At 64.6% G+C, this 24439-nt stretch carries 26 protein-coding genes; 10 read left to right on the top strand and 16 right to left on the bottom strand.

Features of this window, described 5'->3' with window-relative positions:
* The 3 genes from GCN74_RS18285 to GCN74_RS18275 all read left to right on the top strand — a co-directional run.
* The coding region (locus tag GCN74_RS18285) for a FecR family protein (protein WP_152257996.1) at positions 1-779 on the top strand (779 nt) is incomplete at its 5' end.
* 79 nt (positions 780-858) lie between these two features.
* Positions 859-3339 carry a TonB-dependent siderophore receptor gene (locus GCN74_RS18280; protein WP_152257995.1) on the top strand — a complete coding sequence of 827 codons (2481 nt, stop codon included), beginning with the start codon at positions 859-861 and terminating at the stop codon, positions 3337-3339.
* 108 nt (positions 3340-3447) lie between these two features.
* A complete protein-coding gene (locus GCN74_RS18275; protein WP_226939106.1) occupies positions 3448-5025 on the top strand; it encodes a histidine-type phosphatase in 1578 nt (525 codons plus the stop codon).
* A gap of 61 nt (positions 5026-5086) precedes the next feature.
* Here the strand turns inward: GCN74_RS18275 and GCN74_RS18270 are convergent, their stop codons facing one another.
* From GCN74_RS18270 to GCN74_RS18240, 7 genes are all read right to left on the bottom strand, one after another.
* Positions 5087-6373, bottom strand: a complete 1287-nt coding sequence (locus GCN74_RS18270; RefSeq protein ID WP_152257994.1) for an MFS transporter — start codon at positions 6371-6373, stop codon at positions 5087-5089.
* 720 nt (positions 6374-7093) lie between these two features.
* Positions 7094-7417, bottom strand: coding sequence for a thioredoxin family protein (locus GCN74_RS18265; RefSeq protein WP_152257993.1), 324 nt, complete (start codon positions 7415-7417; stop codon positions 7094-7096).
* An 82-nt stretch (positions 7418-7499) separates the two neighbouring features.
* Positions 7500-8195 carry a fumarylacetoacetate hydrolase family protein gene (locus tag GCN74_RS18260; RefSeq protein ID WP_152257992.1) on the bottom strand — a complete coding sequence of 232 codons (696 nt, stop codon included), beginning with the start codon at positions 8193-8195 and terminating at the stop codon, positions 7500-7502.
* A gap of 78 nt (positions 8196-8273) precedes the next feature.
* Positions 8274-9569 carry an MFS family transporter gene (locus GCN74_RS18255; RefSeq protein ID WP_152257991.1) on the bottom strand — a complete coding sequence of 432 codons (1296 nt, stop codon included), beginning with the start codon at positions 9567-9569 and terminating at the stop codon, positions 8274-8276.
* A gap of 152 nt (positions 9570-9721) precedes the next feature.
* Positions 9722-10924, bottom strand: coding sequence for a 3-oxoadipyl-CoA thiolase (pcaF, locus tag GCN74_RS18250; protein ID WP_152257990.1), 1203 nt, complete (start codon positions 10922-10924; stop codon positions 9722-9724).
* Positions 10925-10965: 41 nt separating this feature from the next.
* Entirely contained in the window at positions 10966-11607 is a 642-nt protein-coding gene (locus GCN74_RS18245) for a 3-oxoacid CoA-transferase subunit B (RefSeq protein WP_152257989.1), read from the bottom strand.
* Between the two features lie 11 nt (positions 11608-11618).
* Complete coding sequence (locus GCN74_RS18240) at positions 11619-12317, bottom strand: 3-oxoacid CoA-transferase subunit A (RefSeq protein WP_152257988.1); 699 nt, start codon at positions 12315-12317, stop codon at positions 11619-11621.
* Between the two features lie 166 nt (positions 12318-12483).
* On the opposite strand from GCN74_RS18240, the gene GCN74_RS18235 reads away from it, so the two are divergent.
* Positions 12484-13311 carry an IclR family transcriptional regulator C-terminal domain-containing protein gene (locus GCN74_RS18235; RefSeq protein WP_152257987.1) on the top strand — a complete coding sequence of 276 codons (828 nt, stop codon included), beginning with the start codon at positions 12484-12486 and terminating at the stop codon, positions 13309-13311.
* A 17-nt stretch (positions 13312-13328) separates the two neighbouring features.
* Here GCN74_RS18235 and GCN74_RS18230 read toward each other — a convergent pair whose 3' ends face one another.
* Genes GCN74_RS18230 through GCN74_RS18215 form a run of 4 tightly spaced genes read right to left on the bottom strand, consistent with a single transcriptional unit; the run spans position 13329 to position 15457 of the window.
* A complete protein-coding gene (locus GCN74_RS18230; RefSeq protein WP_152257986.1) occupies positions 13329-14186 on the bottom strand; it encodes a ChaN family lipoprotein in 858 nt (285 codons plus the stop codon).
* A 43-nt stretch (positions 14187-14229) separates the two neighbouring features.
* Positions 14230-14661: a DUF6691 family protein gene (locus tag GCN74_RS18225; protein WP_152257985.1), complete on the bottom strand. Its 432-nt coding sequence runs from the start codon at positions 14659-14661 to the stop codon at positions 14230-14232.
* 8 nt (positions 14662-14669) lie between these two features.
* Entirely contained in the window at positions 14670-15095 is a 426-nt protein-coding gene (locus tag GCN74_RS18220) for a YeeE/YedE family protein (RefSeq protein WP_152257984.1), read from the bottom strand.
* Positions 15096-15103: 8 nt separating this feature from the next.
* The gene (locus GCN74_RS18215) at positions 15104-15457 is read right to left on the bottom strand and encodes an ArsR/SmtB family transcription factor (protein WP_070310209.1); all 354 of its coding nucleotides are present in this window, start codon (positions 15455-15457) and stop codon (positions 15104-15106) included.
* 332 nt (positions 15458-15789) lie between these two features.
* Here GCN74_RS18215 and GCN74_RS18210 point away from each other — a divergent pair, with 332 nt between their 5' ends.
* Complete coding sequence (locus tag GCN74_RS18210) at positions 15790-16197, top strand: hypothetical protein (RefSeq protein ID WP_152257983.1); 408 nt, start codon at positions 15790-15792, stop codon at positions 16195-16197.
* A 77-nt stretch (positions 16198-16274) separates the two neighbouring features.
* Here the strand turns inward: GCN74_RS18210 and GCN74_RS18205 are convergent, their stop codons facing one another.
* From GCN74_RS18205 to GCN74_RS18190, 4 genes are read right to left on the bottom strand one after another with little or no spacing between them, the layout of a single operon-like run.
* Entirely contained in the window at positions 16275-16454 is a 180-nt protein-coding gene (locus tag GCN74_RS18205; RefSeq protein WP_152257982.1) for a hypothetical protein, read from the bottom strand.
* On the bottom strand, positions 16451-16852 hold the full coding sequence (locus GCN74_RS18200; protein ID WP_152257981.1) for a DUF3224 domain-containing protein: 402 nt from the start codon (positions 16850-16852) through the stop codon (positions 16451-16453). The genes GCN74_RS18205 and GCN74_RS18200 overlap by 4 nt, the downstream gene beginning before the upstream one ends.
* Positions 16852-17439, bottom strand: a complete 588-nt coding sequence (locus GCN74_RS18195; protein ID WP_152257980.1) for a DUF1697 domain-containing protein — start codon at positions 17437-17439, stop codon at positions 16852-16854. Before GCN74_RS18195 ends, GCN74_RS18200 begins: the two co-directional genes overlap by 1 nt.
* A 15-nt stretch (positions 17440-17454) precedes the next feature.
* A complete protein-coding gene (locus tag GCN74_RS18190) occupies positions 17455-19020 on the bottom strand; it encodes a sensor histidine kinase (protein ID WP_152257979.1) in 1566 nt (521 codons plus the stop codon).
* A 215-nt stretch (positions 19021-19235) separates the two neighbouring features.
* Here GCN74_RS18190 and GCN74_RS18185 point away from each other — a divergent pair, with 215 nt between their 5' ends.
* Both GCN74_RS18185 and GCN74_RS18180 read left to right on the top strand, forming a co-directional pair.
* A complete protein-coding gene (locus GCN74_RS18185) occupies positions 19236-19565 on the top strand; it encodes a hypothetical protein (protein WP_319633471.1) in 330 nt (109 codons plus the stop codon).
* Entirely contained in the window at positions 19562-20407 is an 846-nt protein-coding gene (locus GCN74_RS18180) for an HDOD domain-containing protein (protein ID WP_152257978.1), read from the top strand. The genes GCN74_RS18185 and GCN74_RS18180 overlap by 4 nt, the downstream gene beginning before the upstream one ends.
* A 163-nt stretch (positions 20408-20570) precedes the next feature.
* Here the strand turns inward: GCN74_RS18180 and GCN74_RS18175 are convergent, their stop codons facing one another.
* On the bottom strand, positions 20571-20897 hold the full coding sequence (locus tag GCN74_RS18175; protein ID WP_034746769.1) for a hypothetical protein: 327 nt from the start codon (positions 20895-20897) through the stop codon (positions 20571-20573).
* Between the two features lie 664 nt (positions 20898-21561).
* Between GCN74_RS18175 and miaB the strand changes: the two genes are divergently transcribed.
* The 3 genes from miaB to ybeY are packed head-to-tail and all read left to right on the top strand — an operon-like array spanning position 21562 to position 24438.
* Positions 21562-22929, top strand: coding sequence for a tRNA (N6-isopentenyl adenosine(37)-C2)-methylthiotransferase MiaB (miaB, locus tag GCN74_RS18170; protein ID WP_152257977.1), 1368 nt, complete (start codon positions 21562-21564; stop codon positions 22927-22929).
* Positions 22926-23990: a PhoH family protein gene (locus tag GCN74_RS18165; RefSeq protein ID WP_152257976.1), complete on the top strand. Its 1065-nt coding sequence runs from the start codon at positions 22926-22928 to the stop codon at positions 23988-23990. The genes miaB and GCN74_RS18165 overlap by 4 nt, the downstream gene beginning before the upstream one ends.
* Positions 23974-24438 carry an rRNA maturation RNase YbeY gene (gene ybeY, locus GCN74_RS18160; protein WP_152257975.1) on the top strand — a complete coding sequence of 155 codons (465 nt, stop codon included), beginning with the start codon at positions 23974-23976 and terminating at the stop codon, positions 24436-24438. The genes GCN74_RS18165 and ybeY overlap by 17 nt, the downstream gene beginning before the upstream one ends.
* The last annotated feature ends 1 nt before the right edge of the window (position 24439 follow it).

Here is a 24439-nt window from a genome sequence, read left to right as displayed (position 1 = left end):
CGGCGCTGGCCGCCATCGCGCCACGCCGCCAGCGCCTGCGCCAGCTGGCTGCCGCCAGCGCCGTGGCCGTGCTGGCGCTGACAAGCGCGCTGGCCGTCAGCGAGCGCCCCGCCTACCTGCTGGCCGACCTGCGCAGCCCCACGGGACAATGGCGCACGCACACCCTGGCCGACGGCAGCCACATTACCCTGGGCAGCGGCAGCGCCGTCAACGTGCATTTCAATGCGGGCGAGCGGCATGTGGAGCTGGTGCAGGGCGACATCCTCGTCGACGTGGCCAAGGATGCGCAGCGCCCCTTCATCGTCGACAGCGGGCAGGCGGCGATCCGCGCGCTGGGCACGCGCTTCACCGTGCGCAGGGACGATGACGCCACCATCCTGAGCATGCTGGAATCGAAGGTCTCGGCGCAGGTACCGCAGCATCCGGCCAGCATCGTGCAGGCGGGCCAGCGCACGCGCATCACGGAAGATGGCGTGGGGCCAATCACGGCCATCGATGCGGCCAGCGTGCAGGAGGCATGGCGCGCGCACCAGCTGGTGATCGACGACCAGCCGCTGGCCGACGTGCTCGACGAGCTGGCCCGCCACCGCCCCGGCCAGCTGCATTACGACCGCGCGCAGATCGCCGGCATCCGCGTGGCCGCCGTGCTGCCGCTGGACGACACGGACAAGGCGCTGCAGCTGTTGATCGACAATTTCCCGCAGCTGCGCATCCGCATGCTGACGCGCTACCTGGTGATGGTCGACGCGCCCGCCAGCGCCCCCGCAAAAAACAAATAGAAATAATTGGCATTCGCAGTTCCACTTTGCGCATCTCGTGCGTCAAGGCAGCTGAGATCATTCAAAAAAGGCTGTCACCATGTACGCTCAAGTTGTTGCCGTTACGTCCCCGAACACCCTGCGCACGCGTCTGCGCCCGCTGGCCCTGGCCGCCCTGCTGCTGGCAAGCGCCGGCATGCACGCCCAGGCAGTTGCGCAGACGGCGCCTGCCAGCGCCAGCTACAGCATCCCCACCGGTCCGCTGGCCGGCGCCCTGAACCGCTATGCGCAGCAGGCGGGCGTGTCCATCGTCATCGATGCGGCCAAGGTCCAGGGCTTGACGACGGCAGGCCTGCAGGGCAGCTACGCCATCGATGACGGCTTTGCCGTGCTGCTGCGCGGCAGCGGCTACGCCATCGGCAAGACGGCAACCGGCTATGTGCTGGTGGCCGCGCCGGCGTCCGCACCCACGGCAGCCGCCGCATCCGCCTCGGCGGCCGAGCGCACCATGCCCTCGATTACCATCGTCGGCCAGACCGAGCAAGGCGCCACCACGGAAGGCAGCGGCTCCTACACGGCGCGCAAGCTCACCATCGGCAAGGGCGAGCAATCGATGAAGGACATCCCCCAGTCCGTGAGCGTGCTGACGCGCCAGCGCCTGGACGACCAGGGCATCACGGACTTGCGCGAAGCCGTCAACAACGTCACCGGCGTGGTGGGCGTGCATGGCGTGGGGCCGGGCGTGGTCATCACGGCGCGCGGCTTCCAGATCGATCAATGGCAGTACGACGGCGTGCCCATCGACCGCAACACCTATGCGCTGGGTAACTGGGGCCAGGAAAACATGGTCATCTACGACCGCCTGGAAGTGCTGCGCGGCGCCTCCGGCATGCTGGTCGGCACGGGCAGCCCCGGCGGCTCCGTCAGCCTGGTGCGCAAGCGCCCGCTGGCCACGCGCGCGATCACGCTGACGGGCCGCGCCGGTTCGTGGGATCACTACGGCGCCCAGGTCGACATCAGCAGCCCGCTGAATGCGGAAGGCACCCTGCGCGGACGCGCCATCGTCGATGAAGACGACAGCCACTCCTTCATCGACCAGGTATGGAGCAAGAACCGCGCCCTGTACGCGGCGCTCGACTACGATCTGGGGCCCGCCACCACGGTCGGCCTGGCCGCCAGCCATGTGAAGGCCCACGGCCGCCCCACCTTCATCGGCCTGCCCCGCTATGCAGACGGCGGCGAACTGCCACTGCCGCGCTCCACCTTCACGGGTGCCGACTGGAACCGCAGCCTGGTGGAACAGAGCACCGTCTACCTGGACCTGGAGCACCACTTCAATACGCAATGGAGCCTGAAGGCGTCGGCGCTGGGCACGAATGAAAGCACCAGCTCCACGCACCAGCGCACGGCCTTTGAAATCAAGCCCGATGGCAGCGGCGCGCGCTACGGAGACTTTTCCACCGATTTCGACAACCGCAAGCGCGGCATCGACGCCTTCGTGCGCGGCAAATTCGATGGCCTGGGCATCGCGCAGGAAATCGTCGTCGGCGCCAGCTATGTCAGCTTCACGTCGAACGACCGCTATGCACGCGCGTGGGAAACGGGCGCGGACATCTTCCATATCAAGCACAATCGTCCGTGGCAGGACTTCGACACCATCGCCGCGCGCCCGATGGGGGTGACCAGCTACAGCACCTACGACATGCGCCAGAAAGGCCTGTACGCCACCTGGAACGGCCAGCTGACGAACAATCTGAAAGTCCTGTTGGGCGGGCGCTTCAGCTGGTACGACTTCCTGTATGCCACGCCGGACGGCTACCGCGACGCCACCCGCACTACGGCCAAGTTCACGCCGTCGCTGGGCCTGATCCATGCATTGACGCCGCAATGGTCGGCCTACGCCAGCTATGCGGACGTGTTCCAGCCGCAGACGAACCACGACGTGGCGGGCCGGACCCTCAAGCCGATCACGGGCAGCAGCTACGAAGGCGGCATCAAGGGTGAACTGCTGGACGGCAAGGTCAATACCTCGCTGGCCGTGTTCCGCTATGACCACAAGGACCGCGCCGTCACCGATTACGCCGCCGGCTTCGCCTGCGACGGCTGGTACTGCTCGCGCGCCTCGGGCAAGGTGCGCAGCCAGGGCCTGGAAGCGGAAGTATCGGGCGAAGTGGCGCGCGGCCTGCAGCTGTCGGCCGGCTACGCCTATACGACGACAACCTACCTCGACGATCCGGACAACAAGGGCCAGGTCTTTTCCACCTGGACGCCGAAGCACATGCTGCGCCTTTGGTCCAGCTATACCCTGCCCGGCAATTGGGACAAGTTCAGCGTGGGTGCCGGCACCAGCCTGCAAAGCCACACGGTCGATACCGAACGCACCTTCAAGGTCGCCGGCTTCTCCATCTGGAATGCGCGCCTGGGCTGGCAAGCCACGCCGCAAGTGGCCCTGTCGCTGAACGTCAACAACCTGTTCGACAAGCGCTACATCATCCCGTCCTACAACACCACCGGTTCGAACAACTACTATGGCGACCCGCGCAACGTGCAGTTCACCCTGAAGTACACGCCGAAGTGGTAGGCTGACACGCTGCGGTGACGGCACAGGCGGGCACGGCATCCAGTCGTGCCCGCCTTTTTTGCGTTCAGTGCTAGCCTTGCATTCGAGAAATTATCCACCAAAAAAACCATGCCCCCACCGCTTCCCCCGTCCAGCATGCTGTTGGCCCTGGCTGCCTGCGCCAGCCCCGCCCTGGCCATCGACGGCCATTACCAGACCAAGACGCCGTACGCGCCGCAGCAGGACCCGGCCACGTATGCGGCGCCGCCGGACGGCTTCCAGCCCATCTTCACGCAGCTGGTGGCGCGCCACGGTTCGCGCGGACTGACCGGCATGAAGGGCGACGCCGCCCTGCACGCGATGTGGCAACAAGCCGCCGCGCAGGATGCGTTGACGCCGCTGGGGCGCGAACTGGGGCCCGACATCCTGGCCCTGATGCGGGCGAATGCCTTGCTCGGCCATGGCGTGGCCGGGATCGAGACGCCCGGCTATGGCAATCTGTCGCAGACGGGCATCGAAGAACACCGGCAACTGGCCGCGCGCCTGCTGGCGCGCCTGCCCGCCCTGTTCGCGCAAGTGGGCCAAGACGCCGCGACGGCGCCGCGCCAGCTGCTCGTCATTCATTCCGGCGTGGACCGCGCGCGCGACAGTTCGCGCTTCTTCACGCAATCGCTGCTGGAACAGGCGCCGGCGCTGGCGCCGCTGCTGACCCTGCCGCCCGCGCCGGCGCCGTATCCGCAGGGACGCCCGCCCGGGGTACCGCCGGTACGCCAGCCCGACGGCGTCAACCGCTTCCTGCTGTACGCGCACAAGCTGGCGCCGCAGACGGACCTGGTGACCGACCGCGCCGCCCCGCATGAGGCCACCTACGGCGCCAGCCAGGCTTACCAGCGCTACCTGCGCACCAAGGGGCTGCACGCGCTGATGGACGCCCCGGCCAAAGCGCCGGAAGCGGCCGCGCATGCGCGCCACGTGCTGGAACGGCTGTTTGCACCCGCCTTCCTGGCCCGGTTCGAGCGCGGCGCCAGCTACGCGGACACGGGCAGCTATACCTTCACCAGCACGGACGGCAAACTCACGCGCACCATGACAGGCAGCGGCAAGACCGTCATCCGCAGCCGGAATGGGGCCGCGACGACACTGTATGAGCTGTATGCGATCGCTGCCGGCATGCACCATGAAGTGCCGGCCGACTTCGGCCGCTACATGCCCGCAGAGGATGCGCGCTATTACGCCGCCGTCGCCGACCACGAGGATTTTTACGCGAAAGGTCCGGCCACCGTGGAAAGCAAGGGCGTGACCTGGCGCTTCGCGCTGGCCTTGCGCGAGGATTTTTTCCAGGAAGTCGATGCGCTGGCCAGGGGCGATATGCGCCACGCGGCCAAACTGCGCTTCACGCATGCGGAAATGCTCATTCCGCTGGCCTCGGCCATGGGCTTGCCCGGAGCGCAAACACCGCTGCCGGCCACGACGCCCTACAGCCATGCCGGCAATCCGTGGCGCGGTGCGCAGGTGTCGCCGCTGGCGGCCAACCTGCAGTGGGATGTGTACCGCAATGGCGAAGGCCGGCTCATCGTGCGCCAGTTGTACAACGAAAAGGAAGCGCCGTTCCAGGCGGCGTGCGAGGGCGCCCGCATCGCGCCTGGCAGCGTCTTCTACGACTATGCGGGACTGCAGGCCTGCTACGGCCACGTGGCGCTACGCTAGTCAAAAAAAAAAGCCGCCAGCTGGGCTGGCGGCTTTCGGGAGCCGCAGGCTCAATGAGGTGTTACTGCCAGGCTTCCTTGCCTGCCTTCGGCATGCCCACCATCAGCAGGGCGCCCAGGGTCAGCACGGCCGCCAGCGACAGGTAATAGCCCACGTACTGCAAGCCATAATTCGTGGCCAGCCAGGTGGCGATGTACGGCGCCAGCGAGGCGCCCAGGATGCCGGCCAGGTTGAACGTCAGCGACGCGCCCGTGTAGCGCACTTCGGGCGGGAACAGTTCGGACAGCATGGTGCCCAGCGGGCCGTAGGTCATGCCCATCAGGCCCAGGCCGACGGCCATGAAGATGGTCACTTCCCACGTCACGCCCGAGCCGAACATGGGCGCCAGCACCAGGCCGAAGATGGCGATGGCGACGGAGACCCAGATCATGGTGGTGCGGCGGCCGCGGCGGTCGGCCAGCACGGCCGAGAATGGAATCGTCAGGGCAAAGAACAGCACGGCGAACAGCTGCACGATGAGGAATTCCTTGCGCGTGAAGCCCAGCTTGGTCGTGCCCCAGCTCAGCGCGAACACCGTCATCAGGTAAAACAGCACGAAGGTGGCCAGGGCGATGATGGTGCCCAGGAACAGCATGCGGCCATGCTGGCGGAACACGGTGGCCACCGGCAGTTTGACGACCTCGTTCTTGTCGATGACTTTCTGGAAGTCCGGCGTTTCCGTGATCTTCAGGCGCACGTACAGGCCGACGATGACCAGCAGCGCACTGGCCAGGAACGGGATGCGCCAGCCATAGCTGAAGAATTGCTCATCGGTCATGGTTTCGCTGAGCAGCAGGAAGATGCCGCCCGACAGGAAGAAGCCGATCGGCGCGCCCAGCTGCGGGAACATGCCGTACCAGGCGCGCTTGCCTGGTGGCGCATTTTCCGTGGCCAGCAGCACCGCGCCGCCCCACTCGCCGCCCAGGCCCAGGCCCTGGCCGAAACGGCACAGCGCCAGCAGCAATGGCGCCAGGGTGCCAATGGCCGCATACGTGGGCAGCAGGCCGATGATGACGGTGGAGATCCCCATGGTCAGCAGCGCCGCCACGAGCGTGGCCTTGCGGCCGATGCGGTCGCCGAAGTGGCCGAATACGGCCGAGCCGATGGGACGGGCGAAGAAGGCGATGGCAAACGTGGCCAGCGACTGCAGCACGGCGGCCGACGGGTCGCCGGCAGGGAAGAACAGTTTCGGGAACACCAGCACGGCGGCCGTGGCGTAGATATAAAAGTCAAAGAACTCGATGGTGGTGCCGATCAGGCTGGCGAACAGCACCGTGCCGGGGGAATTTTTCTTGGGGGGGGTGCTCATTTACTGCGCTCCTTGGGGAGGGTGTCTAAAGGCCATTCTCTGGATGTTTTTTCAGGCAGCAGCACAGCACGTTGTATAAAGTAAGCGCCAGTAAATTATTGTTATTTCTGACTTCCACAAACGGCGCGCTGCTGCGTTGGCAGCCGCTCGCAGTGCTCGCACTGCGTCGCGACAGCCGCCTTGCATCACATCCGCTTCTGTTCGTCATAAATTTACAATCATTTCCCGACGATTACTTCGCGCGTCGTTCGCATATCATAGCCTTGCGCGTATGCATTTGCTGCGCATTTGCTATTAAATTTGCAAACAAAAACAACGGTTTTAGTTGCCGTAACGAACTGCCGGCAACACGCGCTAACGCACCGTGATCAGTGCTGATATAGAGAAACAACGGTCGTGCGCCATCCGGTTACCCGGGGCACGGCAGGAAAGGCGTCAGGGGATGGGCGACGTGCATCAGGCCCGGCGTATCGCCAGGCATTCCGTACCAGACCCGCGCGTCGGCATCGCGGCGTCGGTCATTTGTGGTGAATCCTTGCCTGCGGCCCCTCCGGGTGGAGCGGGCCGGCGATGATCGCGCCTGCATCCGGTCAAGGATGCGGTTGATCTTGCTGTAAGCGGCTTATGATACGCGCAGTGGTGCGGTGCGGCAAGAAGTTGTGATAGCGCATGCCAGGCGCTAGTGTCGGCTTACGCTGCGCCAAGCCGACCTACGCCGACCTATGCATCAATCAATGCAAAAGTCCGCGCAATCTCGGCGCTGTCGAGCGGGCGCACGAGGCGCGCCACCTCCTGGCCGTCTTTCAAAAAAATCAGGGTCGGCCACAGCTTCACGCGGAACGAGCGCCCCAGGGCACGGCCGGGGCCGTCTTCCACGCGCAGATGCGGCACGCCGGAGTGCCGCGCCAGCGCGGCAGCCAGCGGCGCCTGGGTGGCGCGGCAGTGGCCGCACCAGCCCGTGCCGAATTCCAGCAGGGCCGGCCCCGCCAGGGCGTCGATCTCGGCACGCGTGGGTTGCGCTACAGTATAAGTCTCGCTCAGCATGGATATCTCCTTGATGCAACGTAAAAGCCCGCACGGCGATTGTGCGCCAGGCGGGCTTGCCGTGCCGTGCGCCAGCGCGCGCTTACACGATCTTGACGCGCAGTTCGCCCAGGCCGTCGATGGCGCCCACCAGTTCGTCGCCGCGCTGCACGGCCGCCACGCCGGCCGGCGTGCCCGTGTAGATCAGGTCGCCCGGCTGCAGGGTAAAGTAGGTCGACAGGTCGGCGATGGTTTCGGCCACGTTCCAGATCAGCATATCGATGCTGCTGCTTTGGCGCAGCGCGCCATTCACGTGCAGGGTGATGGCGGCCTGCCCGACGCCGCCCGCCTGCGCGGCCGGCGTGATGGGGCCGATGGGCGCCGAGTGCTCGAACGCCTTGCCCGTCTCCCATGGACGGCCCAGCTTTTTCGCGGCGCCCTGCACGTCGCGGCGCGTCATGTCCAGGCCGACCGCATACCCCCACACGTGATCCAGCGCATCGGCCACGCCGATATCGCTGCCGCCCTTGCCGATGGCCACCACCAGTTCCATCTCGTGCTGGAAATCCTGCGTCTGTGCCGGGTACGGCAACTCGCCCGTCGTGCCCGCCGCCACGGGCAGCACGGCATCGGCTGGCTTCATGAAGAAAAACGGCGCCTCGCGGCCCGTGTGGCCCATTTCCTGGGCATGGTCGACATAGTTGCGGCCCACGCAATAGATGCGGTGGACGGGAAAGCTGTCGGCGCTGCCGCTGACGGGCACGCTGGGCTGGATGGCTGCGGGAATAACATACGGCATGAAAACTCCTGATCGGCACAATAAAAAGGCGGCGATGAAAAAGGGACACCGCAGTGTCCCCCCTATTCTACGGCAAGCTTACTTCAGCAGTCCCGAGCGGCCCGGGTCCGGCATGCGGATGGCGACGATGAAGGAAATCAGGCACATGATGGTCACGTACCAATAGAAATACTCTTCCACGTGCCAGGCCTTGAACTGCAGCGCCACGTATTCGGCCGAACCGCCGAACATGGCGTTGGCCACCGCATACGACAGGCCCACGCCCAGCGCGCGCACTTCGACGGGGAACATTTCCGCCTTGATCAAGCCGCTGATCGACGTGTAGAAGCTGATGATGGCCAGCGCGATGATGATCAGGCCAAACGCCGCGTACGGGCTGGAAATATCCTTCAAGGCATGCATGATCGGCAGCACGCACAGCGTGGCCAGGCCGCCGAAGAACAGCATCGAGGTACGGCGGCCGATGCGGTCGGACAGGGCGCCGAACACGGGTTGCAAGATCATGTAGACGAGCAAGGCGCAGGTCATGACGGCGCTGGCCGTCTTGGTATCCATGCCGGCCGTGTTGACCAGGTATTTCTGCATGTAGGTGGTAAACGTGTAGAACACGAGCGAGCCGCCTGCCGTAAAGCCCAGCACCGTGATGAAGGCGCGCTTGTGCTTGAGCAAGCCGCGCAGGCTGCCCGCGTCCTTGTCCTTGCGCTCGCTGGCCGTGGTCGTTTCCGTCAGCGATTTACGCAGGTTCAGCGACACGAGGGCCGCCAGCGCGCCAAAGACGAAGGGGATGCGCCAGCCCCAGGCACGCAATTCTTCCAGTGTCAGCAATTGCTGCAAGACCACCAGCACCAGCAAGGCCAGCAACTGGCCGCCGATCAGGGTCACGTACTGGAACGAGGCAAAGAAGCCGCGCTTGCCCGACTCCGACACTTCGCTCATGTAGGTGGCGCTGGTGCCGTATTCGCCGCCCACGGACAGGCCCTGGAACAGGCGCGCCACCAGCAGCAGGAACGGCGCGAAGGCGCCGATGGTGTCATAGGTGGGCATGACGGCGATCATCAGCGAGCCGCCGCACATCATCAGCACGGAAATCATCATCGACTGGCGCCGGCCGTATTTGTCCGCGATGCGGCCGAACAGCCAGCCGCCCACGGGACGCATGAGGAAGCCGGCGGCAAAGATGCCGGCCGTCTGCAGCAGCTGCGTGGTGGGATTACCGGAAGGGAAGAAGGCGTGCGAGAAATACAGCGCACAGAAAGAGTAAATGTAGAAGTCGAACCATTCGACCAGGTTACCGGAGGAAGCGCCAATGATGGCCTTGATGCGCTGCTGGGATGTCAGCTGCGCAACGTCATGCGGAGTATCGTGGGATGTCATATCAATCTTCTTGTTCGTGTGAAAAAGCCAACGCCAGCCAGGTTGCCCGGGCCAGTTTTGCATCATACGCCCTTGATCAAGGTCAAAAAGCCGTCCGGCATACGGGTTAATACGTATCGCCGGCAACTTTTTTCGCCTGCGGGCGCGCAGGATCAGACGCGCTCGAGCACCAGTGCGATGCCCTGGCCCACGCCGATGCACATGGTGCAGAGCGCATAGCGCCCGCCCGTGCGGTGCAGCTGGTTGACGGCCGCCATGGCCAGGCGCGCACCCGAGGCGCCCAGCGGATGGCCCAGGGCAATGGCGCCGCCGTTCGGGTTCACGCGGGCATCGTCGTCGCGCAAACCCAGCTGGCGCAGCACGGCCAGGCCCTGGGCGGCGAAGGCTTCGTTCAGTTCGATGACGTCGAAATCGGCCAGGCTCAAGCCCGTCATGGCCAGCACTTTCAGGGTGGCGGGCGCGGGGCCGATACCCATGATGCGGGGCGCCACGCCAGCCGTCGCCATGGCCACGACCCGGGCGCGCGGCGTCAGGCCGAAACGGGCCGCGTTGGCTTCGTCGGCCAGCAGCAGGGCCGCCGCGCCATCGTTGACGCCGGACGCGTTGCCGGCCGTAATCGTGCCATCCGCGCGCACGACGGGCTTGAGTTTCGCCAGGGTGTCCAGGGTGGTGGCGCGCGGATGCTCGTCGCGGGCAACGATGACGGGATCGCCTTTCTTTTGCGCGATGCTGACGGGGCAGATTTCACTGTCGAACACACCCGCCTGCTGCGCCGCCAGCGCCTTGACCTGGCTGGCCAGGGCGAACGCATCCTGATCAAGACGGCTGATGCCAAACTCGACAGCCACGTTTTCCGCCGTTTCCGGCATCGAATCGACGCCGTACTGTGCCTTCATCAGCGGGTTGACGAAGCGCCAGCCGATGGTCGTGTCTTGCATTTTCATGCCACGCGAAAAGGCGCTGTCCGCCTTGCCCATGACGAACGGGGCGCGGCTCATGCTTTCCACGCCGCCGGCGACCAGCAAGCCCGCCTCGCCGCTCTTGATGAAGCGGGCCGCGCTGCCGATGGCGTCCAGGCCCGAGCCGCACAGGCGGTTCAGGGTGGCGCCCGGCACGCTGTCGGGCAAGCCGGCCAGCAGGGCCGCCATGCGCGCCACGTTGCGGTTGTCCTCGCCCGCCTGGTTGGCGCAGCCGTACAGCACGTCCGTGACGGCGGCCCAGTCCACGTTGGGATTGCGCGCCATCAAGGCACGGATGGGCACGGCGCCCAGGTCGTCGGCGCGCACGCCGGACAGGCTGCCGCCATAACGGCCGAACGGCGTGCGCTGCGCGTCGCAAATGTAAGCGTGGGTCATGTTCTTTCCTCCAAGAAAGTGTATTGAATAGGGGCGGTGAATCAGCGGGCGTCCGTCAGCGGCACGGCCGTCAACGCTTGCAGCTGCTCGAAACTCAAGCCATCGACCAGCTCGACGACGGCGGCGCCGGCCGGCGACAGGTCGAGCACGGCCAGGTCGCTGTAGATGCGGCTGACGCAGGCTATGCCCGTCAGCGGATACGTGCAGGCCTGCACCAGCTTGCTCTCGCCGCCCTTGGTCAGCAATTCCATCATGACCCAGGTTTTCTTTGCGCCGATGGCCAGGTCCATGGCCCCGCCCACGGCGGGGATGGCGTCGGGCGCGCCCGTGTGCCAGTTGGCCAGGTCGCCCGTGGCGGACACCTGGAAGGCGCCCAGCACGCAGATGTCCAGGTGGCCGCCGCGCATCATGGCAAAGCTGTCCGCATGGTGGAAATAGCTGCCGCCCGCCAGCAGGGTGACGGGCTGCTTGCCCGCGTTGATCAGGTCGTAGTCTTCCTCGCCCGGCGCGGGCGCGGGGCCCATGCCGATCACGCCGTTTTCGCTGTGCAGGATGATGTCGGCGCCGGCCGGCAAATGATTTGCCACCAGGGTCGGCAAGCCGATGCCCAGGTTGACGACGGCGCCTTCATGGATGTCGGCCGCCACACGGGCCGCCATCTGGTCTCGATTCCATTTATTCATGTCAATACTCCTCAGGCAGCTTTGAAGCCGGCGGGGCCGGTGGCCGTGCGCGGCACTTGCACGATGCGCTGCACGAACAGGCCCGGCGTGACGACGTGTTCGGGATCGATGCTGCCCAGCTCGGCAACTTCATGCACGGAAGCAATGCTGACCTTGGCGGCCATGGCCATGATGGGGCCGAAGTTGCGCGCCGTCTTGCGGTAAGTCAGGTTGCCCCAGCGGTCGCCCTGCTCCGCCTTGATCAGCGCGAAATCGGCGTGGATGGGCGACTCGAACACATACATGCGGCCGTCGATCTCGCGCGTTTCCTTGCCCTTGGCCAGGTCCGTGCCATAGCCCGTGGGCGTGAAAAAGCCGCCGATGCCGGCGCCGGCGGCGCGGATGCGCTCGGCCAGATTTCCCTGCGGTACCAATTCAAGCTCCAGCTTGCCCGCGCGGTACAAGGCGTCGAACACGTGGGAATCGGCCTGGCGGGGAAACGAGCAGATGATCTTGCGCACCTGCCCGTTTTTCAGCAGGGCAGCCAGGCCCGTGTCGCCATTGCCCGCATTGTTGTTGACGATGACGAGGTCGCGCGCGCCCTGGGCGATCAAGCCGTCGATCAGTTCGGCCGGCTGGCCCGCGCCGCCGAAGCCGCCAATCATGACGGTGGCGCCATCGTGGATATCGGCCAGCGCCTCAAGGACGCTGGTACGCAGTTTGTCGATCATTGCCTGTCTCCTCCCTATCAAACTCACAACTCATTTGTTCGTACAACGAACAAATATTCGTATTTAGAACTTATTCGTGAGAATATGCCTGATCGGGGCGCTTGTCAATTTGCCGTTTTCGCTGGCGCCATGGCTATAATTGCCACCTTGACCAATTGGAATCGCCATGACCGCACGCAGCAGCACGCCACTTTCCGCCGCAGAAACCCTCGATGCCGACGGCGCGCCCCGTCCCGGCGACAGCTATGTGCAATCGTTCGCGCGGGGGCTGGCCGTCTTGCGCAGCTTTGGCGCGGAAGCGCCGCAACAGACCCTGAGCGAAGTGGCGGAACGGGCGCAGCTGACGCGCGCGGGGGCACGGCGCATCCTGCATACCCTGCTGCATCTCGGTTATGTGGAAGCGGACGGACGGCTGTTCCGCCTGACGCCCAAGGTGCTCGACCTCGGCTATGCGTATCTGTCATCGTTGCCCGTGTGGACCCAGGCGCAGCCGCTGCTGGAAGAACTGATGCACACCTTGCGCCAGTCGTGCTCGGCTACCGTGCTCGACGGCGACGACATCGTGTATGTCGTGCGCCTGTCCGCGCACCGCACCATGTCGATCAATCTGGGCATCGGCAGCCGGCTGCCGGCCTACTGCACCTCGATGGGACGGGTGTTGCTGTCGGGCCTGGCGCCGGACGTGCTGCGCGAACGATTGTCGAAGATGGCGCTGCTGAAGATCACGCCGGCAACCAAGGTCGATATCGACGTCTTGCTGGAAGAGATTGCGCAAGTGCGGCGCCAGGGCTGGTGCCTGGTGCAGGAAGAGCTGGAACAGGGCTTGATCGCCCTGGCCGCGCCCGTGTTCGACCGGGCCGGCAAGGTGGTGGCGGCGATCAACGTCAGCGGCCAGACGGCGGGGCCGTCCGTGGCGCACTTGCTGGAACACAGCTTGCCGAAGCTGCTGGCGACGGCCAGCCAGGTCAGCGCGCTGGTGCGCGTGCAGCAGTAGGAATTATTTCCTGAACCTTATTTCTTGAATTTGGCGCACGGGTCCGGGCGCGGCTGCGCGGGCATCGTCTGCGTCAGGTCAAACGTGCCTTGGTAGCCGCTGCCGCCCTGCTCCAGGTAGCCGATGCTGCGCACGTTCAATTGCGGATCGGCCAGCTTCAGCCAGCGGGGCACGCCGATATCCTTGCGCACGTGGTCGTTGCCGGCGATCAGCACCACATCGCGCGGCGCCTGGTCGCGGATCAGCTTGGCCATCCAGATGTCGCGCGCCACCTGGGCGTTGACGACGCCGCTCAGCATCATGTCGGGCAGCATATTGCAGCGGGCCGCCTGCACTTCCTTCTGTTGTGCTTCCACAATATCGGCCGGCACGGGTGCGGCCAGGTAGGTGGCCGCCATGGCGGGCGGCATGGACCACTGGATGCCGTCGCGCGCGATGCGCGACGCATCGGCAGGCGACAGATTGCCGGCAACCAGGGTCAGCTGGTAGCTGATCACCAGGTCCAGCACGGGCCGGTACAAGCTCCAGTCCCAGCGCGGCTGTTCCATCACGCGGATGATGCAGTCGGGGTCGGCGCAATCGCGCGCGGCGCGCGTCAGCAAGGCCTGGTTGTCGCGGTCGAACTGCTCCATCACGATCACGGGACGCCAGCCGGCGGCCAGGCGGCGCTGCAACTCCGCCACGCGCAGGCGGTGGCCTTGCGCATTGTCATGCACTTCACCGAGCAGCAGCACTTGCGGATTGGGCAAGGTGTCGGCCACGGGCGCGGGAGCGGGCGGTGCCTCCTTCTTCAGCAAGCTGCCGCAGGCGGCCAGCGCCAGCACGCTGCACAGCAGGGCGGCGCGCGCGCCGGCCCGGAAAATCACGGTCTTCATGTCAACGGGTATCCAGAGTGGCGATGCGCGAGATTGTACCGCCTCAGGCCGGCGCCGCTGCCTTGCGGCGCTCCAGGACTTCAAAGAGCGCCATGCCGGCCAGCATGGCGGCCACGAAAATCCAGGCCTTCGGCTGGCCCGCCAGCAGGGACACGAGGGCGGGGCCGGGACAGAAACCGGCGATGCCCCAGCCCGCGCCAAAAGCCACGCTGCCCAGCAGCAGGCGCCCGTCGATGCGCCGCGACACTGGCAGTTGCATGGGCTCGCCCAGCAAGGCCGTGCTGCGCCGGCGCGCCAGCCAGAAGGCGGGCATGGCCACGCCGATGGCGCCGCCCATCACCAGCGCCAAGGACGGGTCCCAGGCGCCGGCCAGGTCGAGGAAACCCAGCACCTTGGCCGGGTTGCCCATGCCGGAGACGATCAGGCCCAGGCCAAAGACGAGGCCGCTCAACAGGGAAAGGACGAGCCTGCTCATAAGCTTGCTCACAGATGGCGCAACAGATAGACGGTGAGGAAACCGGCCGCCATGAAGGCGATGGTGGCCGCCAGCGAACGGGGGGACAGGCGCGACAGGCCGCACACGCCGTGGCCGCTGGTGCAGCCGGCGCCGTAGCGCACGCCCACGCCCACCAGCAGGCCCGCCGCGATCAGGGCGGGCGTGCCCGCGTCGATCTGCACGGACGGCAAGGCTTGCCACAAGGGGTACAGCAGCGGCGTGACTATCAGGCCCGCAAGAAACGCGATGCGCCAGCCCAGGTCGCCCTGGCGCGGGCGCAGCAGGCCGCCGAGGATGCCGCTGATGCCGGCAATGCGGCCATTGAACAGTATCAGCAAGGCGGCTGCCAGGCCGATCAGCATGCCGCCGGCCAGCGAAGCCCACGGCGTGAAGTGTTGCCAGGCGATGCACATGACTGGGCTCAGTCCGCTTCGTCGTTGAACGGGGGGCGCGGCGCGCAAAATTGCGCGTACAGCACTTGCAGCACGGCCAGCACGGGCGCGCTGGCGACCCGGTAATAGATCTGCTTGCCATCGCGCCGCGTGGCCACCAGCATCTCTTCGCGCAGCACGCCCAACTGCTGCGACAGGGTCGGCTGGCCGATGCCCACTTTTTGTTCAAGGTCGCTGACGCAATGCTCGCCCTGCGATAGCTGGCACAGCAGCATCAAACGGTCGGCATTGCCCATGGCCTTGAGCAGCGAGCTGGCCTTGTAGGCCGAGCCACGCATGGCGTCGAGGTTGTACTCGGCGTGTTGTGTTGCAACTGTCTCCATCTTGCCCTCCCACAGGCGGTCATGTTGATCATCGTGCGTTAAACAATATACTAATCAATATACTGTTTTCCTGCTGGCGATTCGCACAAAAAAACAACAGTGTTTTGCAGCGATAGCGTGCTCATGCAAAGTGCGCGGCAGCGATAGCTTCCGCGCTATCAAAATGATAAATATTCGTAATTTAAAGCAAATATACGTAGCAAAATTGCCATGGCTTGTGCTCTAATAAAGCCTCATCAGAAAAACCATGATACGCCCCCGTACAGGCGCATTGTCCGTCCATGCACAGGCCGGTTTTCGGCCGCGCAGCACGGTGAACCAGGGAGTCAACGATGAAGATACTTCAGTCGCCAGGCGTGGCCATGCTCGTGTTGTCCATGTGTGCCGGCAATGTGGCGGCCGGCGATAGTCCCCCGCACGCCGCACGCGTGCCTGTCATGAGCGACGAAAGTCTCGGTTTGTATAACACGACGGACAATCCCGCCTGGGATGCACCGGACTTGCCGTATGCGCGCCTGCTGACGCAGGGCTCGACCTTCAATGCGCCCCCGCGCTGGCGCAGCGCCGGTGCACGCCAGGGCATGCTGCCACCGTCCGCAGCCGCCACGGCCACGGCCGCGCAGCAAACGAACGTGCCGCCGCCCGTGCCCGAAGCGAGCATGGTCTCGATGTTACTGGTAGGACTGGGCCTGCTGGCCTTTGGCATGCACGGCGAAAAACAGGAAAAATTCGATAGCTGACCCTATTCCGGCAGCGACGCCGCTGCCTTAAAAAAAATTCCGCCTTGCGCGGAATTTTTTTGGCCTCGTCACCTGGCTCACTTGTCCAGCAAGCGGCAGACTCTTTCGATATTCCCCACAGGAATGCCTGATTTCAAGGCGCGCGCAATGCAGGCCGCCTTGTCCGTCCCCGAGGCGGAAATGAGCACGAAGGCCGTGCCCAGGACGCTGACGGCGACCAGCAGGATCAGCACGCCCTTGACGATATCCCAGTTCATGGCGCCTCAGTCAGGTCATACGTGAAATCATAATAATGCTTGCCCTCTTCGATACGGATGGCCAGGCTGCCGGACAGCCCCTGCAACTGCTCCGTACCCGTATCGGGCACCACCGTCACCGACAAGGCGGGCGCGCCACGCGTCATGCTGCCGCTGTGCTGCAAATAAAAACTGCCGTGGCGCCCGTCCAGGGTGCCTTCCACCCGTTCCAGCGCCACATAGCCTGCCGAACCGGACACGGCGGCGCGCGCGCTGAGCATCTCGCCCTGCGCGCGGGCGTCGAGGGCGCCATGGTAGCGCTTGTCGAGCGACAAGCGTCCCAGCCCCGACTGCGCGGCCGTGTCCGACAAGGTTTCCGGGCTGATCTTGACGTCGAATACGCCGCTAATGGTAGGCATCAGTGCTCCCGCGTGAGTGAGGGGGTGGCGGCCTCATCCGGCCCGTTCAGCAGCGCGTGTAATTTTTGCATGGTGGCCCAGTTGCGCGACGTGACGCCATCGCCCAGCAGCACGCCCAGCGCCGCCACCACCTTGCTGGCCAGCACGCCGTCGGGACACCAGGCATACGCGGCCCATTGGCCCAGGGCCAGCGCTTCCGGCTGCCACGGCTGCCGCAAGAGCGGCGCCAGGCGCTGGACATCGGCGGGATTGTTCAGCACCAGCGCCAGCAAGCGGGCCGCATCGGCCACGGGCGCCAGGCTGTTTTGTTCGATCAGTTCGGCAAACTGGCCGGCCGACAGCACCGTCACCCTGGCCGCCACGCCCAGTTTCAGCACCAGCGCTTCCTCGATGCGGGCCGCGGCGTCGGCCGGCGCCACCGCGCCCCCGTCATACACGACGTTGCCGCTGTTGAGTACCGTGCGGACATCCGCAAAACCCAGGTCGCCCAGCAGCTTGCGCAGGTCGGCCATGGCCACGCGCTTGGCGCGGCCGACATTGATCCCGCGCAAAAGCGCCACTTGCTGACTGTTTTCTAGCTGTGCCATCAGTTGTCTCCTTGCCTATGCCTGGCTGCTGTTGCTTTCGGGCAACGGCGTCACCTTGGGCAGGCGCAACAGGAACGTCGCGCCCTGCCCCAGCGTACTGCTGACCGTGATGGTGCCGCCAAACTGCTTGGCAATCAAGTTAAACACGATATTCAAGCCCAGGCCGGTACCGCCCTGTCCGCGCCGCGTGGTGACAAAAGGATCGAACACGCGGTCGAGCATGTCGGGCGCGATGCCGCGGCCATTGTCGCGTACCTGCATGGCGATCCACTCGCCGTCGCGCTGCACGCCGATATGGATGTTGCCGGCCGTGTCCGCATCGAAGGCGTGCTCGACACAGTTCAAGACCAGGTTGGTCAGCACCTGCGCCAGCGCGCCCGGATAGCTGTCGAACATGATGTCAGGCGGGCAATCGATATCGATGCTGATACGCGTCTTTTTCAGGGTCGGCTGCAGGCTCGAGATGACTTCGCCGATATAGTCGCGCAATTCGAACAGGCGGCGCGCCTCGCTGACCTGGTCGACGGCGATCTGCTTGAAGCTGTGGATCAGGTGCGCGGCGCGGTAGGCATTGTTCATGATCAGCCGCGCGCTCTCGCCGGCCGTTTCCAGGTAGCGCACGATATCGGTCTTCTTCACGCCGCCGCCGGCCACGGCTGCGCTGATGTGATCGGTGGCTTCCTTCAGCACCGAGGCGCTGGTCAGCGCGATGCCGACCGGGGTGTTGATTTCATGCGCCACGCCGGCCACCAGGCTGCCTAGCGAAGCCAGGCGTTCCGACTGCAGCAGCGATTCCTGCGCGCGGCGCAGCTCATCCATGGCCTGCGCCGTCTCCTGCTGCGAGCGGCGCGCCATGTCTTCCGCCTCGCGGCTGCCCTCGATGATGGACTTGAGCTTGCGCTGCACGGCATTGAAGCCGCGGATCACGTCGCCCAGTTCGTCGCGCCGGTTTTCCGGCAGCTCTTCGACGTCATCGCTGCCGCGCGTGGCCAGGTCGAACAAGCCGTCGCGCAGCTGTTTCAAGGGTTCGAAGACGATGCGCAGGCTCAGCGCCAGGGCGCCCACCAGAATGATGTCCAGCAGCAACACTTCCAGCACCTTGCGCCGCACTTCGCTGCGCAGGGCCGCATCGATCTGCGCGCGGCTGAAATTGACGATGACCTTGCCGACGATCACCGGCTTGCCGCCCGTGGCCGCTGCCACGGCGTCGCGGAACACCAATGGCGCCTCGACGGGCGTGCCGCCCATGGCCACGTCGGCCGTCAGCGGCACCAGGGTGCCGGCCGCGTCGCGCACTTCGCCCGCGAACAGGCCCACGGAGGCGTCGTAGACGCGGATGCCGACCAGTTCCGGCGGCAGCATTTCGGCCGCGACGATGCTGTCGACCTTGGATTTGTCGAGGTCCCACAGGGCGGAAGGCAAGCTGGTCTGCAAACGCGTGAGCACGCCGCTGCGCAGGCGCGCGCTGCCCGATTCGAGTTCCTTGCTCAAGGTATATTGGGTATAGCTGCCAGAAATGCCCAGCACCAAGGTGACGATCACGACAAAAAGCAAGGTCAGCCGGACTTGGATACTCACCATCGATCAACACTCCCCGGGCCGGGCCGGCCGCCGGCCCGCGGCGCGGGCGCAGATACGTCAGCAATACAACAGCCTGAAGCAAATGTACGGTATGACATGCTTATTGGCAAGATTTACAGCAGCCACGTTTCCATTCGGGCCTTGATACAGGTTGAGACATTGCGTCATGGCAATGGTAATATCCCGCAATCATCTAAGGAGTCGTCATGGCGGTCATGCATCAACATCTACCCCTGGAACAAGTTCGTCCCGGCATGATCTTGTCGGATGTCTTGCTCGATGCACATGGACAAGTGCTGTTGCCGCAAGGCGCAGTATTGACGGAAAACATGCTGGCCTTGATGCCGCGCCACGGCATCGACATGCTGCCGATCCAGGCGCCGCCCCCCTCGCCGGAAGAAGTCGCCGCGCAGCAAGCGGCGCACAGCGCGCGGCTGGCCCACCTGTTCCGCAAGCATGATCCGGACGATCCCGAAGACGCGGCCACCACCTTGCTGCGCAGCTATGTCACGCAATACCGCCTGGGCGCGGGAGGCGCGGCATGAGCACCCAGCTGACGCTCGACGACATCGTCGCCCACCTCGACGACCTGCCTTCGCTGCCCGCCGTCGTCATGGAACTGCTCAACAGCATCGACCAGGAGGACGTCGATATTTCCGTGCTGGCCAAGAAAGTGTCGTACGACCAGGCCCTGACGGCGAAAACCCTGCGCCTGGCCAACTCGTCGCAATATGGCTTGCAAGTGAAGGCCACCACCATCCAGCAGGCGATCACCTACCTGGGCTTCCAGACCACGCGCAGCCTGATCACGTCGGCCGCCATCACGGGTTGCTTCCCGGAAGGACGCTGCCCCGGCTTCGACGACAAGGCGTTCTGGCGCCATTCGGTGGCGACGGCCGCCTGCGCCAAGGTGCTGGCGCGGCAGATCCGCTTCAACCAGGACTACGCGTTCACGGCCGGCTTGCTGCATAACATCGGCCGCCTGGTGCTGGTCAGCAGCTTTCCCGCGCACTACGCGCAAGTCATCGCGCACCAGGCGGCGCACGATTGCAGCCTGCTCGAAGCGGAGCAGGCCGTGCTGGGCGTGGACCACGTGCAGGCAGGCACGGCACTGGCCGACCATTGGAATTTTTCCGACACCATGCGCCTGGCGCTGGCCAACTACCTGCAGCCGGACACGCCGGGGGCCGGCTTCCTGGCCGCGCTGATCCACGTGGCCAATGCCGTCGTCTGCGCGCTCGACCTGGCGCAGGCAGGCGACGACATGGTGCCGCGCGTCTCGCCCGTGGCCTGGGATGCCCTGGGCCTGGGCGAAGAAACGTATCTGCAGCTGTTCCGCGAAACGGAGCTGCGCTACGACGAAATCACCACGGCCTTGCTGGGCTGATGCCGTTAAGCGGACTCGTCAGTCAAAGCCATCAACGCAAACGGCTCTCGCCGCGAGGCGAAAGCCGTTATGGGTACTGCGATAGGTCCATGCCGCCCCGTCCACGCCAGCCTGTTGCCGCCAGCAGCTACGCAAGCGGCACAGTCAGCGCGCGACGGCCGCATCAGTGCGCGTAATTCGATTCTTGCGCATCGCCGCGGTCTTCCGCTTTTGGACGGCCCTGGGCGTCGGACAGACGATACTTGGTGCGGCGGTCGCCCATCAAATCGCGCAGGTCGCGGATGCTCATGCCCGTCACTTCGTGCATGCGGATCAGCAGCGAGGCGCCCACCGGCAAACGATGGTGGCGGATCTTGCTGATGACGGGTGGCGCCACTTCGAGCAGGCGCGACAGGGCTGCATCGTTTTTCAGCTGCATCTTGCTCAGCAGAATATCCAGCAGGTGATTCGGGTTGTAACTCTCTTGCGATGCTAATGCATGATGTGCCATGATTTTTCCTCGTCTAGTGAATGTAGAAAATAATGCCGATACGAACTTAAGGCTGGCTTAGAGTGTTTAAATAATCGTCTTTCCATCGGATTCAGCCCTCCCCTCTTATCGCACTGCCTGCACAGGACTCGCACAGCCACGTCCAGCCAACGTGCGCAGCTTGCCGCGTGAGTAAAAGCACGTGCAATCCACTGAAATGAATTGCATATAAGGCAATATACTAGTCCAAACAGGCTGCATCTGCGCCTCGCGCAAACTTCCTGATTGTTAAATATCAATCAAGCTGCTGGTAGGCTTGGCAACGATGCTATTTCAACACATTAGGATGCCAGCGAGCGCACACAAGGCTTTGCAGCAACTTGTTACAAATCAATGGTGTCACACGGCAATAAATGCTTTACGGCATCGCCGTGCCTGGCGTCATGTTCATGCTGCAACCTTGTCGGCAAGGTCAGTACGGCATGGCCCGTGCCCGCGATTTACGCTAAACTACGGCCTGAACTTGCAGCGGGCCTGCCACCGGGCAGCCAGAGGCGCCCGGCCGGTCATCCACCGCCTTCCGTCCCCAGCGGCGCACGGCGCAAGCCCCTTGCCCAGCTTATTTGCCGCCACATATATTTGTCCCACTTATTTGCCGCCACCTTTACCGATAAGCACCGACTCCATGCAGAAAAAAGTATTCATTAAAACCTTCGGCTGCCAGATGAACGAGTACGACTCGGACAAGATGGCCGACGTGCTGGGCGCGTCCGATGGCCTGGTGCGCACCGACACGCCGGAAGATGCCGATGTCATCCTGCTCAACACCTGCTCCGTGCGCGAAAAGGCGCAGGAAAAAGTGTTTTCCGACCTGGGCCGCCTGCGCGAGCTGAAACTGGCCAAGCCCCACCTGCTGATCGGCGTGGGCGGCTGCGTGGCATCGCAGGAAGGCGACGCCATCGTCAAGCGCGCGCCGTATGTCGACATGGTGTTCGGCCCGCAAACCCTGCACCGCCTGCCGCAGATGATCGAACTGCGGCGCGCCAGCGGCGATTCGCAAGTGGACATCAGCTTCCCGGAAATCGAAAAGTTCGACCACCTGCCGCCGGCCAAGGTGGAGGGCGCCTCGGCCTTCGTCTCCATCATGGAAGGCTGCAGCAAATACTGCAGCTACTGCGTCGTGCCCTACACGCGCGGCGAGGAAGTGTCGCGCCGCTTCGAAGACGTGCTGACGGAAGTGGCGGGCCTGGCCGCCCAGGGCGTCAAGGAAATCACCCTGCTGGGCCAGAACGTGAATGCCTACCGGGGCGCGATGGAAGGCGGCGAGACCGCCGACTTCGCCCTGCTGCTCGAATACGTGGCCGATATCCCCGGCATCGAACGCCTGCGCTTCGTCACCAGCCACCCGAAGGAATTCACGCAGCGCCTGATCGACGCCTACGCGAAGATCCCGCAGCTGGTCGACCATCTGTATCTGCCGGCGCAGCACGGTTCCGACAAGGTGCTGGGCGCCATGAAGCGCGGCTACACGGGCCTCGAATACAAGTCCATCATCCGCCGCATCCGCGCCGTGCGCCCGAACATGGCCATTTCCTCGGACTTCATCGTGGGCTTTCCAGGCGAGACCCAGGCCGACTTCGACGCCATGATGAAACTGATCGCGGACGTGGGCTTCGACAACAGCTACAGCTTCATCTTCAGCAAGCGCCCCGGCACGCCGGCCGCCAGCCTGGAAGACGACACGCCGCATGAGGTCAAGCTGGCCCGGCTGCAGCAACTGCAGGCGGCCATCGACGCCAACACGCGCAAGTACAGCCTGGCCATGGTGGGCAGCGTGCAAACCATCCTCGTCGAAGGCCGCTCGAAGAAGGACACAGACGACAGCGAACTGCAAGGCCGCACGGAAAACAACCGCGTGGTCAATTTCGACGCCGGCCCGGACGCGCTGCAGCTGGTCGGCCAGCTGGTCGACGTGCGCATCACCGAAAGCCATTCCTACACCCTGCGCGGCGAACTCGTCGCCAGCGCACCCGCATTGAAAAGAGCCAGTTGAAAACCAAAGCCCCGATACAGCCGCATTACTTCATCCCCGAGCCGCTGGACAACACGCGCCTGGCGCATCTGTGCGGGCCGCTCGATGAAAACCTGCGCCAGATTTCCGCCGCCCTCGACGTGACGATCTTCCGCCGCGGCGAGAAATTCATCGTCGGCGGCAGCAATGCCGAGCGGGCCGTGGAAATCCTCGAGCAGTTCTACGCCATCGCCTACAAGGTCGTGCCGCTGGAAGAAGTGCAGCTGGCCCTGGTGGAACAGCGCGCGGGACTGTCCGCCGCCTCGGAACACCATGCCAACGCGCCCATCAGCACCTTCGTCGAGCCCGACATCGCCAGCCCCGTGCTGAAAACGCGGCGCTCCGACCTGCGCGGACGCACGCCGCACCAGATCGCCTACCTGCGCGACATCCTCGAACACGACATCAGCTTCGGCGTAGGCCCGGCCGGCACGGGCAAGACGTATCTCGCCGTCGCCTGCGCCGTCGACGCGCTCGAACGCGACGCCGTCAAGCGCATCATCTTGACGCGCCCCGCCGTCGAAGCGGGCGAACGCCTGGGCTTCCTGCCGGGCGACCTGGCGCAAAAGGTCGATCCGTATCTGCGTCCCCTGTACGATGCGCTGTATGATTTGCTGGGCTTTGACCGCACGCAAAAACTGTTTGAAAAACAGGTGATCGAGATCGCCCCGCTGGCCTACATGCGCGGGCGCACCCTGAATCACGCGTTTGTCATCCTCGATGAAGCGCAGAACACCACCGTCGAACAGATGAAGATGTTTTTGACGCGCATCGGCTTCGGCAGCAAGGCCGTGGTGACGGGCGACGTGACGCAGGTCGACTTGCACAAGAGCCAGACAAGCGGCCTGATCGACGCCGTGCAAGTCCTGAAAGACGTGCGCGGCATCGGCTTCACGCAATTTAACAGCACCGACGTGGTGCGCCATCCGCTTGTCGCGCGCATCGTCGATGCGTATGAAACGGCGCAGGCGGCCCATGCCGACGCCGCCCAGTTACTCCCCCTGATCAAACCAGCTGCCGCCAAAAATGTCCGAAAAAAATAAACTGTCCCTGTCCGTGCAATATCCGGACGCCCGCCTGGAAACCCTGATCACGCGCCCGAAAGTGCGCCGCTGGGTCAAGGCGGCCCTGTTCGCGCCCGCCGAATTCACCATCCGCTTCGTCGATGCCGAGGAAGGCCGCACCCTGAACCGCGACTACCGCGAAAAGGACTACGCCACCAACGTGCTGACCTTTGCCTACAACGAAGGCGATGAACTGGGCGACGACGAACCGACGCGCGCCGACATCATCCTGTGCACGGACGTGCTGGAAAAGGAAGCGGCGGAACAGAAGAAAAGCGTGGAAGAGCATACGGCCCACCTGATCGTGCACGGCGTGCTGCATGCGCAGGGCTACGACCACATGGATGACGAAGAAGCCACCGAGATGGAAGGCCTGGAAACGGACATCCTGGCCAAGCTCGGCATCACCGATCCGTACAAGGAGTAAG

Origin of the sequence: Janthinobacterium sp. FT14W, from assembly GCF_009208755.1 — a bacterium.
Lineage (GTDB): Bacteria > Pseudomonadota > Gammaproteobacteria > Burkholderiales > Burkholderiaceae_D > Janthinobacterium > Janthinobacterium violaceinigrum.
This window is presented reverse-complemented; position numbering and strand designations above follow the sequence as displayed.

Coding starts and splice junctions, on each gene's coding strand:
- GCN74_RS18240 (WP_152257988.1), bottom strand. CDS start 12,317: ATGATCGACAAACTGCGTACCAGCGTCCTTGAGGCGCTGGCCGATATC.
- GCN74_RS18215 (WP_070310209.1), bottom strand. CDS start 15,457: ATGGAGACAGTTGCAACACAACACGCCGAGTACAACCTCGACGCCATG.
- GCN74_RS18175 (WP_034746769.1), bottom strand. CDS start 20,897: ATGGCACATCATGCATTAGCATCGCAAGAGAGTTACAACCCGAATCAC.
- GCN74_RS18245 (WP_152257989.1), bottom strand. CDS start 11,607: ATGAATAAATGGAATCGAGACCAGATGGCGGCCCGTGTGGCGGCCGAC.
- GCN74_RS18200 (WP_152257981.1), bottom strand. CDS start 16,852: ATGCCTACCATTAGCGGCGTATTCGACGTCAAGATCAGCCCGGAAACC.
- GCN74_RS18230 (WP_152257986.1), bottom strand. CDS start 14,186: ATGAAGACCGTGATTTTCCGGGCCGGCGCGCGCGCCGCCCTGCTGTGC.
- GCN74_RS18190 (WP_152257979.1), bottom strand. CDS start 19,020: ATGGTGAGTATCCAAGTCCGGCTGACCTTGCTTTTTGTCGTGATCGTC.
- GCN74_RS18255 (WP_152257991.1), bottom strand. CDS start 9,569: ATGACATCCCACGATACTCCGCATGACGTTGCGCAGCTGACATCCCAG.
- GCN74_RS18260 (WP_152257992.1), bottom strand. CDS start 8,195: ATGCCGTATGTTATTCCCGCAGCCATCCAGCCCAGCGTGCCCGTCAGC.
- GCN74_RS18270 (WP_152257994.1), bottom strand. CDS start 6,373: ATGAGCACCCCCCCCAAGAAAAATTCCCCCGGCACGGTGCTGTTCGCC.
- pcaF (WP_152257990.1), bottom strand. CDS start 10,924: ATGACCCACGCTTACATTTGCGACGCGCAGCGCACGCCGTTCGGCCGT.
- GCN74_RS18220 (WP_152257984.1), bottom strand. CDS start 15,095: ATGTGCATCGCCTGGCAACACTTCACGCCGTGGGCTTCGCTGGCCGGC.
- GCN74_RS18235 (WP_152257987.1), top strand. CDS start 12,484: ATGACCGCACGCAGCAGCACGCCACTTTCCGCCGCAGAAACCCTCGAT.
- ybeY (WP_152257975.1), top strand. CDS start 23,974: ATGTCCGAAAAAAATAAACTGTCCCTGTCCGTGCAATATCCGGACGCC.
- GCN74_RS18265 (WP_152257993.1), bottom strand. CDS start 7,417: ATGCTGAGCGAGACTTATACTGTAGCGCAACCCACGCGTGCCGAGATC.
- GCN74_RS18205 (WP_152257982.1), bottom strand. CDS start 16,454: ATGAACTGGGATATCGTCAAGGGCGTGCTGATCCTGCTGGTCGCCGTC.
- GCN74_RS18225 (WP_152257985.1), bottom strand. CDS start 14,661: ATGAGCAGGCTCGTCCTTTCCCTGTTGAGCGGCCTCGTCTTTGGCCTG.
- GCN74_RS18185 (WP_319633471.1), top strand. CDS start 19,236: ATGCATCAACATCTACCCCTGGAACAAGTTCGTCCCGGCATGATCTTG.
- miaB (WP_152257977.1), top strand. CDS start 21,562: ATGCAGAAAAAAGTATTCATTAAAACCTTCGGCTGCCAGATGAACGAG.
- GCN74_RS18195 (WP_152257980.1), bottom strand. CDS start 17,439: ATGGCACAGCTAGAAAACAGTCAGCAAGTGGCGCTTTTGCGCGGGATC.
- GCN74_RS18180 (WP_152257978.1), top strand. CDS start 19,562: ATGAGCACCCAGCTGACGCTCGACGACATCGTCGCCCACCTCGACGAC.
- GCN74_RS18280 (WP_152257995.1), top strand. CDS start 859: ATGTACGCTCAAGTTGTTGCCGTTACGTCCCCGAACACCCTGCGCACG.
- GCN74_RS18275 (WP_226939106.1), top strand. CDS start 3,448: ATGCCCCCACCGCTTCCCCCGTCCAGCATGCTGTTGGCCCTGGCTGCC.
- GCN74_RS18210 (WP_152257983.1), top strand. CDS start 15,790: ATGAAGATACTTCAGTCGCCAGGCGTGGCCATGCTCGTGTTGTCCATG.